Origin of the sequence: Kribbella albertanoniae (assembly GCF_004348455.1) — a bacterium.
GTDB lineage: Bacteria > Actinomycetota > Actinomycetes > Propionibacteriales > Kribbellaceae > Kribbella > Kribbella albertanoniae.
In genome coordinates, this window is the sequence record NZ_SMKA01000344.1 from 1 (window position 1) to 9,036 (window position 9,036).

Sequence of the window (9,036 nt, forward strand, 5' to 3'; positions counted from 1 at the left end):
CGGAGATCCGGACGCCGTGTTCGTCGGGGATCAGATTGAGCCGTTCGCGGGCGTAGGCCTTCTGCTCGTCGGGCTCGGGACCGTCCTGGTCGAGGAGGTCGCGGGCGCGCTGGGCGGCTTTGCGCAGTTCGGCGGGCGACATGTTGCGGCCGAGCTTGACCAGCTCTTCTTCTGCGACGCGGAGAGTCTCGGCCGGGACGGTGGCGGGGACCTTTTCGAGCATGGACACGATCACGCCCATCTGCTCGGGGCGCAGCAGGACTTCGGGTGGGAGTGTGTCGTCGGTGCCGTCCGGGACCGGCACCGCAACAGCCGGGTCGGGCAACGCGTCGGAGACAGCGGCGTACTTGGGCAGCGCGAGAGCGACCCGGACCGTGGCGTGGGCCTTACGCGGGTCCATCCGATACCGGAACGCCAGCAGCTCGGCAGTGTTACGGGCACCGAGCTCTTCGGCGTGCCCGGTCTCGTCGACGCGCGCGACATAGGGCAGGCGGGCGGTTTCCAGGCGGGCGATCTCGGCGTCGATCGAGTCGATGGACGACAGTGCTTCGCTGCCGTTCATCGACCACGCCGGTCGCTCGCCCAGGAGTTCCATACCGTTAACTCTAGACAGGCCCACCGACAGTTTTCAAAGCCAGAACCCCTTATTTTCAAGGGAAATACTTATCCACAGATCTCGGTCGATTCATCCACAGGCATTGCTGGGGCATGGAACAGTCAATTGCTTGCTTCTAGCAACTACTGCCTGCTTGCCGCATTCAGATGCGGCCGGTGTGGCTGGTGGCGGGCGCTCGCCGCCGCGGTCGGCTGACAGAGGATGGTTGGCCAAGCCTGTGGCTGAGGGGGATGCTGCGGTCGGCCGGCAGGTAGTCCGTCGCTGGTAGCTAACGGGCTCGGGTCCGGAAGGTCGGCGCAGACGGGTGCTGCAGTTCGCGCGGAGGTGTGCGGCGATCGGCACGGTGGTCGGGGCGGCTGGCGCGGAGCGGGCGGAGGTCGGGGACGATGTTGTGCCTCGACGGCCGAACTCTCTCCCCGCATTGGCACGCCACACCCGACGCGGCACCGACAGGCGACCTCTCCGTGGACGGCAACCAAAGCCCGTCAGCCCCAGATGACGACCACCCGCTGACCGCAGCATCCCTCAGTCATCGGATCTCGACCATCATGGTGATGCTGGCGTTGTTCTCCGGGGAGCCTTCGCCGGTGGGGGTTGCGGACGAGGCGCCGGGTGGGGGTAACGCTGGGACCCGGGCCGATCAGAGGACGCTCATCTCCAGGGGATGCGGGTGGGCGTTGTCGCTCGCGTTGCCCGCAAAACTGGGCGAGATGTCTGGGCGGATCTCGGCAGATCTTCCCCCGGGATCCGCGGTCCAGCGCTTGGCAACAGAGCGTGATGGGTGCATAGTGCTGGATCGAAGCACGCAGGGTAGCCACTGGGGGGCCGGAGGCGGTGGGCTTCGACTCGAGGACGCACTGGGGGGAACCTGATGGATCAGCCGTCGATCGAGCTGGCGATGCCGGCCGAGCTCGCCGAGTTCTTGGTGGAGAACGACCTCGCCGAGGTGATAAGCGGGCGGCGGAACGTCAACTGGGAACTGCTGGCCGGTTTCGCGACCGGGGCCGCGACGACTGTGTCGCTGCTGCAGACCCCGAAGACGTTGGCCGAGCTAGCACAGATGTGCCGGGTCCTCTTCGGGCGAAGGAAGACCGATCGCCGCTCGAAGAAGGAGATCGTCTACCTGGAAGCCTCCGGGCCGGGTGGCCAGGTCCGGATCCCGATCACCGCGGAAACCAGCACCGAGGAGATCGAGCGGCTGCTCCGGAGAACGGTGTTCACCCGGCTGCGGGACAAGTAGCGCATGAGGGAACGGCTGCTCAAGGCGATCGCGGCCAAACTCACAGAGAGCGCCGGGATCGTCCCGATCGACGAACTCGGCCCCGCGGACCAGGACGACCTGCGGGCCGTCGCTCGGCTCTTCGAGAGCATTGACCGCGGGCCGGTCTACCGGTCGACCATCGAACACGTCACCACGGTGCTCGACGAGGCCTTCATGGGCCGACCGCTGCCGACGATCACGCGGACGATCATCGCGAGCCTGCTCACGGAGTCCGCGCGGCACCTGACCGAGATGGGACGGAACGACGAAGCAACTGCTGCCCGCCGGGCAGCCGGGCAGATCAGGCCGGGCACCGCCGATCGAAGCATCGTCTACCTCCTCTCGGCCTGGCCAAAGGCCGAGATCCACACGATGCCACCGCTGCTCGCCGGCGCCGTCGCCCGAGCATTGCTGGTCGAGGTCGACAGCGCTTCCCGTCGTACGGAACGAGGTGCGGTGCTGTACGCGGCGATCCATACCGCGCACTCGACGGCCAATCAGGACCTGCTGCGCCGAGCACTGGCACAGCTCGCCAGCACTCCGGTCTCTGACGGCTACCGCGTCGTCCAGAGCCTGTACGAGGCTCAGATCGCCCAACTGGAAGCCCGTTTCGACGACCACCAGGACCTGGTGAACCGAGCCAGGTCTCAGTTCGCGTCGATCTCCACGCGCGACCCGGCGTACGCTCTCGCCCAGGGACTCGTGCTGGTCGAGGACCGCCGCGACGCGCTGGCCGCTGGTGCATCGATCGACGGGGAATCCCTGGTCAACCGCGCCGCGGCCGCTGCCCGGAGACGGGACTGGCCGGAGGCCGCGCTCGCCTATGAACGTGCGATGGCGGCGGAGAACTCGGGGGCCAGCCGAGCGGCGTACCGTCTCTTCGCCGAGTTCTTCCGGCTCGAAGGTGAATTGCTACCTGACCCGGCCGCGGTTCTGGCGAGCCTCGAGCGGCTGGCCGCCGACCATGTCAGCCGGTCGCGAACGGTCATCGACAGTGAGTCGTACTTCGTACGGCTGCAAAAGCACGCGATCGGGCTCGTCGACAGCGATCCCAGCAGCACGAGTGGATCAGTAGCCGCCCAAGTTGTCGACTTCGCCGCCGAGATCCGGCACGGAGTCGTGATCGATCACCGTCGGCCGAACCCGTTCATGGCGACGGCCGCCGCGGCAGATCTGGCGATGTTCGACCTCCTCAGCCTCGATGCCGAGGTGGTCGATCACGACACGGCCCGAGCCAGGTTCCCGGACTGCACGATTCTGTGGGTCTCGCTCAACGAAGCCGACACCGGGGACAGTGTTGTGGTCTGCACTCTGAGCCCCGGCCGGTCCACGGTGGAGGTGCGATCGACGGATCTCGGCTCGTATGGGAGCGGCGCCGTACGAGGTGCGCTCGGGCAGAACTCCGAGCGTTCGAATCCCGAACAGATCGAGTACCTCGCCGACCTTCTGTTCCAGGACCTCGCGGAGGAGCGGGTGATCGTCGTACCCGACGCCGCCGGGTGGGAGTTGCCGTGGCAGCGGCTCGCGCCTGACGCCGTTCGCGAGCTCGTGATCGCGCCTTCGCTCGCGGCATCGTTGCGCATGCGGGAGGCTGTCCTTCCTGGTCGTCCACGCGTGATCGGGGTGTTCGACGACGACCTGCCGGGTGCGATGGTCGAGTTGCGGGTGCTGTCCGAGCTCGCCGAGCAGGGCTTGGCCGACGTCACCCGAGTCCGTTCAGTAGAGGAGCTCCGGTCCTGCCTGGCTCGCGAGAACTTCGATCTGCTGACGATCGCCGTGCACGGCACGACCGGCGACGGGTTCGAGTACCGGATGCTGATCCCCGACGATGTGAAGTCGCCGGCCGCGATGTTGTCGATGAAGCTGCCGCCCGTCGTGGTCCTGGGCTGTTGCTGGTCGGCCCGGTCGGCGATGACGCGAAGCTCGGTCGCGGCATCGCTCGGCTGCTTGGCGGCCGGTTCCTCGACGGTTATCGGCGGGGTCTGGGCGATCGACGACCTGGTGGCGGCCGAGCTCCTGACCCGGACCTACACGAGAGCCTTCTCAGGCACGCCGCTGGCTGCTGCGTTCCGGTCCGCTTACCTGTCGCTCGATCCGGTAACCCAGCGCCCTCAGGCAGCCGGGCTCAACCTCCTGGGACGATTCTGAGGGCACCGAAACGGGCGACAGGCCCGTCGAACGTCGCGATCAACAGCGCTGACGTCAAGCAGTCGATCGAGCCGCCGAGACAAGAGATCAGGCCACCGACGACGTACCGGGGATGTCCCGAGGCTGCTGCCGCCACCGATGCCGTTTCCGGGCCTGGTTCTCATCCAGTCGTGGTCTTCGTCGTTGCTGCCGTAGGTCTGCTCGTGGTCGTGCCAACTGTCAGCCAGGCAACACATGAGATCTAGGCCCAGGCCACAGCGACGGGCGTGGCAGTATTCACCGTGCTTCTGCTCGTCTTGTGCGGCCTCAATTGGAATCGGTGGCCGCGATTCCGGAAGGCCGGTCCGCAGTACTTGCCTTCGGCATTGGCGCGGTACTGATTGTCGGCAGCGCATCAGCGTGACGGACCCTGTGAGCGGTCGGCGCGCGTCCAGGGTCACGAGGGGCGAGGTGACCTCGCACCGGTTGGGCATCCCGGTCGGCCTGCCGAGGTTCTCTCCCAGGGCATACAACCGCCGACAACAGGCCGTCGAACACACTCACCTCCTGAGACGCTCCCGCCAGCGAGACCGCGAGGAGCCCATCTCCCAACAGCCGACGCAATGAGGCCTCAACCAGCTTGCAGCTCGTGCCCCTCTTGTGCTGCGCCTAAATCGGCGTGACCATCAGTGGATGGGCCCCGGGGGCGAGATTCCAGCTGGCGATCCCGACGCTACTTGCGTGCGCTGTAAGAAGTGCGACCAAGTCAGCGCGATGTTGGGTGCGTGGGACACTGGCTGCCCTCGAGATAACTGTGACGGTGCTCCCAGAGATCTGAAGATCGTTCCCTGCCCCGATGTCTCTCCATGATCACCACTGCCCTCCAGCAGCTCGCCGGGCTGTTCTCCCGCCGCTTCTTCTTCAACGCACTACTGCCCACCTTCATCTTCACCACCATCACCTCGCTGACCTTCGCTCTTGTCTGGTGGCCGACGAAGCAGTCGACCCAGTGGTGGACGCAGATTGACCTGCTGACCAAACTGACCGGGATCTTCAGCTACTTCGCACTGATCTACTTCCTGGCCGCCGGTGTCGCCAGCCAGTGGCGCAATATCGTGCGGCTGTTCGAGGGGTACCCTTTTGTCACCGGGTCCGACCGGCTCGCCTACTTCAACGGGCAGACCCGGCACCGGGAGACGATGGATCGACTCCTGTCGAAGAAGCACGGCAACGCAATGGCGGCGTACTACCGCTATCCGATGAAGTCCTACCGGCGGCAGGTGCTTCCCACCCGGCTCGGAAACATCCTGCTGGCCGGCGAGCGCTACGCAAACAAGCGGTACGGGATCGAAACCATCTACTTCTGGCCGCGGCTCTACCCGCTGCTTCCGGAAGCATTCCAGCGGGACTACGAGGCCGCCATCATCCAGTACCAGTTCCCTCTGGTCGTCTCCTTCCAGGCAGCGGTGTCAACCGTCATCTGCGCGGTGATCCTGCTCGTCGCGCATGCTTCTGCCTTTGTCTTCCTCGGCGTCGTCGTCGGTGGCTGCCTGATCGGCTCGGCCGCGTACAAGCTCTCGCTCTCCAGCGCGATCCAGGTGGCGGAGCAGCAACGCACAGCCTTCGACCTGTACCGCGACCGGCTGCTTCTGGCCTGGCCTTCGGTGGCAGATGTCAGGGACGAGCGCGAAGCCTTCATGGACATCAAGGCCTTCATCCTGTGGAACAAAGAACCCGACTGGGCCGGGCCGCACCGGAGATACATCAAGCGGCACGAGCAGTCAGGACCCGGCATAGGCGGCAACCCGGGCGATGGACAGCGTGCTGCTGCCCCGGTGAGTCGCGATGGTCGCGATGTCAGCGGGCCTGACCGCTAACACGACCGAGGACCCGCTGATCAGGTCGAGCACCAGGGCGTCCACGACTGGACCGGCCGAGGACGAAGGCATTTCGTTCGGGGAGAACATGACCTTGACCTGATCTCCCTTCGCCAGTTGGCCGCCGAGGCTGGTCTCCGCAGTCCATGGCAGAGCCACTGTCGGAGCCATGATGGCGTGGCTGGGAAGCCGAGGTCCGCAGGAGTCGGTCAGCAGCGGCTGGCCCTGCTTCACCGCACGTGTCGTGTAGCGGCCGAGAAGTCCATCGCGGCCGGACTCCTGGACCGCGTCGCGCGGGAGCCGACTACGGTCGACAGCTTTCAGTTCGAGGTCGTCCTCGGTCAATTGGTGATAAGCGGGCAGGTCGACGTCCGCGACATAGACCTGTTTGGTACCGCTCGTGAACCCCAGATAGAGCGCACCGCCGACCGCTACCAGCACTACCAACGCCCAAACCAGCCAGGACATCCGAAGACCTCGAAGTCGCGGCGGCTTACTCGCGGATGCTCCAGTGAAGGACACCCTTTGAACGTAGCTGCCGCTACATCGGTACTGGCCGTGACACGCCCAGTCACAAACGCGCAGCGTGGGCACACAAAGCCATCCGATAACGCCGAGGCAATCATGGCGATCTTGGCAAGCCTCGACCTTGAACCGGTTCCTGTTCGAATCCCGCATTGTCGTACCAGCATCACCCCGACGTACACGTACGGCGGCCAGGCAGGTGCCAGCAATCGCGTGAACGTTACTTGAGGCTGACGGGCTCTCTGGCTGCTGCAGGTGCGCTGCGACCGTCGAATCCGGGCTGCTTAGTTGCTGTGGGCAATCAAAAGTAGAGGTTCAGCGGGGGTGGTGGGTGGTGAGGGAGAGGTGGTTGTTGGGGTTGGTCAGGGCTAGGGGGCCGGTTGTGCTGGTGGTGGCTGTGCGGGTGGTTTGGTGGGAGAGGAGGTCGAGGGTTCGGGGGGCTGGGTGGCCGTAGTCGTTGTTTTGGCCGGCGGAGATGAGGGCCAGGCGGGCTTGGGTGGCGGCGATGAAGGCTGGGTCTTGCTGGGCTGAGCCGTGGTGGGGAACTTTGAGGACGTCGGCGCGGAGGTCGGCGCCGGTGGCGAGGATGGCTCGTTGGGACTCGGGTTCGAGGTCGCCGGTGAGGAGGAGGCGGAGGCCGTTGGTCTCGACCATCATGGTGATGCTGGCGTTGTTCTCCGGGGAGCCTTCGTCGGTGGGGGTTGCGGAGGAGGCGCCGGGTGGGGGTAGTGCTGGGACTCGGGCAGGCCAGAGGACTGTCCAGGTCAGCTGGTCGACGACTCGCTTTTCCTGGTAGGTGACGGTTCGGATCGGGACGCGGTGTTGCGTCGCTAGGTTGGTCACTCGGCGGTGCTCTGCGCGGGGTGAGAAGTACGGCGTCACTTCCAGTTCGTCGACGCGTCGGCCGTTGAGTACGCCGGCCAGTCCGCCGACGTGGTCGGCGTGGAAGTGGGTGAGGACGAGGACCGGAATGTGCTCGATCTTGAGGTCGCGGAGGCATCGGTTCATCGCCGTTGGGTCAGGGCCGGTGTCGACGACTACTGCGCTGCGCTCCCCTGCTCGCAAGACGATTCCGTCGCCCTGGCCGACATCGCACATGACTAGTAGCCAGTCGCGGGGTGGCCAGCCGAAGGAGCTGACCGGGCGCAGTACGGCGAGTGCGAGCAGCAGGATGGCGAGGAGCATCGCGATCGGTCGGGACAGGATGCGGTGGAGGCCGAGGACCAGGGCGAGGCAGAGCAGGGTGAGGATTGCTACGCCGATTACCGTTGCTGGCCAGGGATTTGCGGCTCCCGGGAGGTCGGCGCCTTGGCGGGCTATCAGGATGATCCATCGGGCCGGCCAGCCTGCGGTCCAGCCGATCAGTTGGGCGGCCTCGGTGCTGACCAGGGCAACGCCTGCTGCGGCGAAGCCGAGGATCGTGGCTGGGCCAACGGCGGGGGCGGCCAACAGGTTGGCGGCAACGGCCACGAGGGAGACCTCACCGGAGAGCCAGGCGACGATCGGCGTACAGGCTAGTTGGGCTGCTAGTGGGCAGGCGATGGCTTCGGCGAGCCAGGTCGGGAGCCAGTTGGCGAGGGCGTCGCGCCAGCCGGGGCCGAGTAGGACGATGCCTGCGGTGGCTAGTACCGAGAGGGCGAAGCCGGCTGAGCGGGCTAGTGAGGTGTCGAACAGGAGCAGGACTATGACCGCGACCGAGAGGCTGCGGACGGCTCGGCGGCGGCCGTCGCCGCTGGTCATGGCGGCTAGGGCGATCAGGCCCATGGCGGCGGCTCGGAGGACGCTGGGTTGTGGGCGGGCGAGGATCACGAAGATGACGACGGTCATCACTCCGACTGCTGTCAGACCGCGGGCGCGGACTCCGATCAGGCGGGCGCAGGGGAGGACGAAGACGAGGAGCAGGGTGAGGTTGGTGCCGGAGACGGCGGAGAGGTGGGTGAGGCCGGTGGTTTTGAAGTCTTCGGTGAGGTCTTCGGAGAGGGCTGATTCGTCGCCCATGACCAAGGCCGGGACCAGGCCGCGGACGTCGGCGGGTTCGTCGGCGACTGCGGCGCGGAGGCCGGCTCGGACTCGTTCGGCGGCGCGGAGCCACCAGGTGGGTTCGGCTAGCGGGCGGGGTGCGGTGCGGATGGAGAGGGTCGCTGCGACGTCGTCGCCGTCCTGCACGGCTTCGAGGCGGCCGGTCGCCGCGATCCGTTGCCCGTAGCGGACATGGCGCCAACTCTCGCCGGCAATGACGAGGACGGGGGTGCGTACGCGGGTTGGTTGAGAGTCTGCGGCGGGAGAAGGTTGCTTGTCTGGAGGGGTGCGGGGACGGACTTCTTCGATGGTTGCTTGGAGGACGACGTACGGCGGGCGGTGGGTTCCTGGGGTGCGGCGGACGGCCGGGTCGCTGTCCAGCTTCAGGTGGACGTCGACGGTGGTGGAGTCGGCGGCCAGTGCGCGGATCGGACCGGTGCGGAGGCTGTGGGTCTGGAGAGCTGCAGCGAGGGCCATGCCGGTCATGACGACGAGGACGCCGAGGAGCACCCAGCTTCGGCGGGCTGGTGGCGAGGCGGTGGGTGGTTGGCGGCGGGTGGTTCGGCGGAGGCGGAGGGTGGTGATGGTGGCGAGGGCGAGGGTGACTGCTG

General features: G+C 66.5%; 6 protein-coding genes. 3 read left to right on the forward strand and 3 right to left on the reverse strand.

What is annotated here, in order from left to right; genetic code table 11:
• The coding region (locus tag E1261_RS40675; protein ID WP_132415098.1) for a DUF222 domain-containing protein at positions 1-595 on the reverse strand (595 nt) is incomplete at its 3' end.
• A gap of 892 nt (positions 596-1,487) precedes the next feature.
• On the opposite strand from E1261_RS40675, the gene E1261_RS40680 reads away from it, so the two are divergent.
• From E1261_RS40680 to E1261_RS40690, 3 genes are all read left to right on the forward strand, one after another.
• Complete coding sequence (locus E1261_RS40680) at positions 1,488-1,856, forward strand: hypothetical protein (protein WP_132415099.1); 369 nt, start codon at positions 1,488-1,490, stop codon at positions 1,854-1,856.
• A gap of 3 nt (positions 1,857-1,859) precedes the next feature.
• The gene (locus E1261_RS40685; protein WP_132415100.1) at positions 1,860-4,025 is read left to right on the forward strand and encodes a CHAT domain-containing protein; all 2,166 of its coding nucleotides are present in this window, start codon (positions 1,860-1,862) and stop codon (positions 4,023-4,025) included.
• An 845-nt stretch (positions 4,026-4,870) separates the two neighbouring features.
• Entirely contained in the window at positions 4,871-5,881 is a 1,011-nt protein-coding gene (locus E1261_RS40690; protein ID WP_132415101.1) for a hypothetical protein, read from the forward strand.
• Here the strand turns inward: E1261_RS40690 and E1261_RS40695 are convergent.
• Both E1261_RS40695 and E1261_RS40700 read right to left on the reverse strand, forming a co-directional pair.
• Positions 5,786-6,349, reverse strand: a complete 564-nt coding sequence (locus E1261_RS40695; protein ID WP_165952814.1) for an SAF domain-containing protein — start codon at positions 6,347-6,349, stop codon at positions 5,786-5,788. The two genes, E1261_RS40690 and E1261_RS40695, sit on opposite strands and share 96 nt — an antisense overlap.
• A 372-nt stretch (positions 6,350-6,721) precedes the next feature.
• Positions 6,722-9,036, reverse strand: a 2,315-nt coding sequence (locus E1261_RS40700; RefSeq protein WP_132415103.1) for a ComEC/Rec2 family competence protein, incomplete at its 5' end; no start/stop codon positions are given.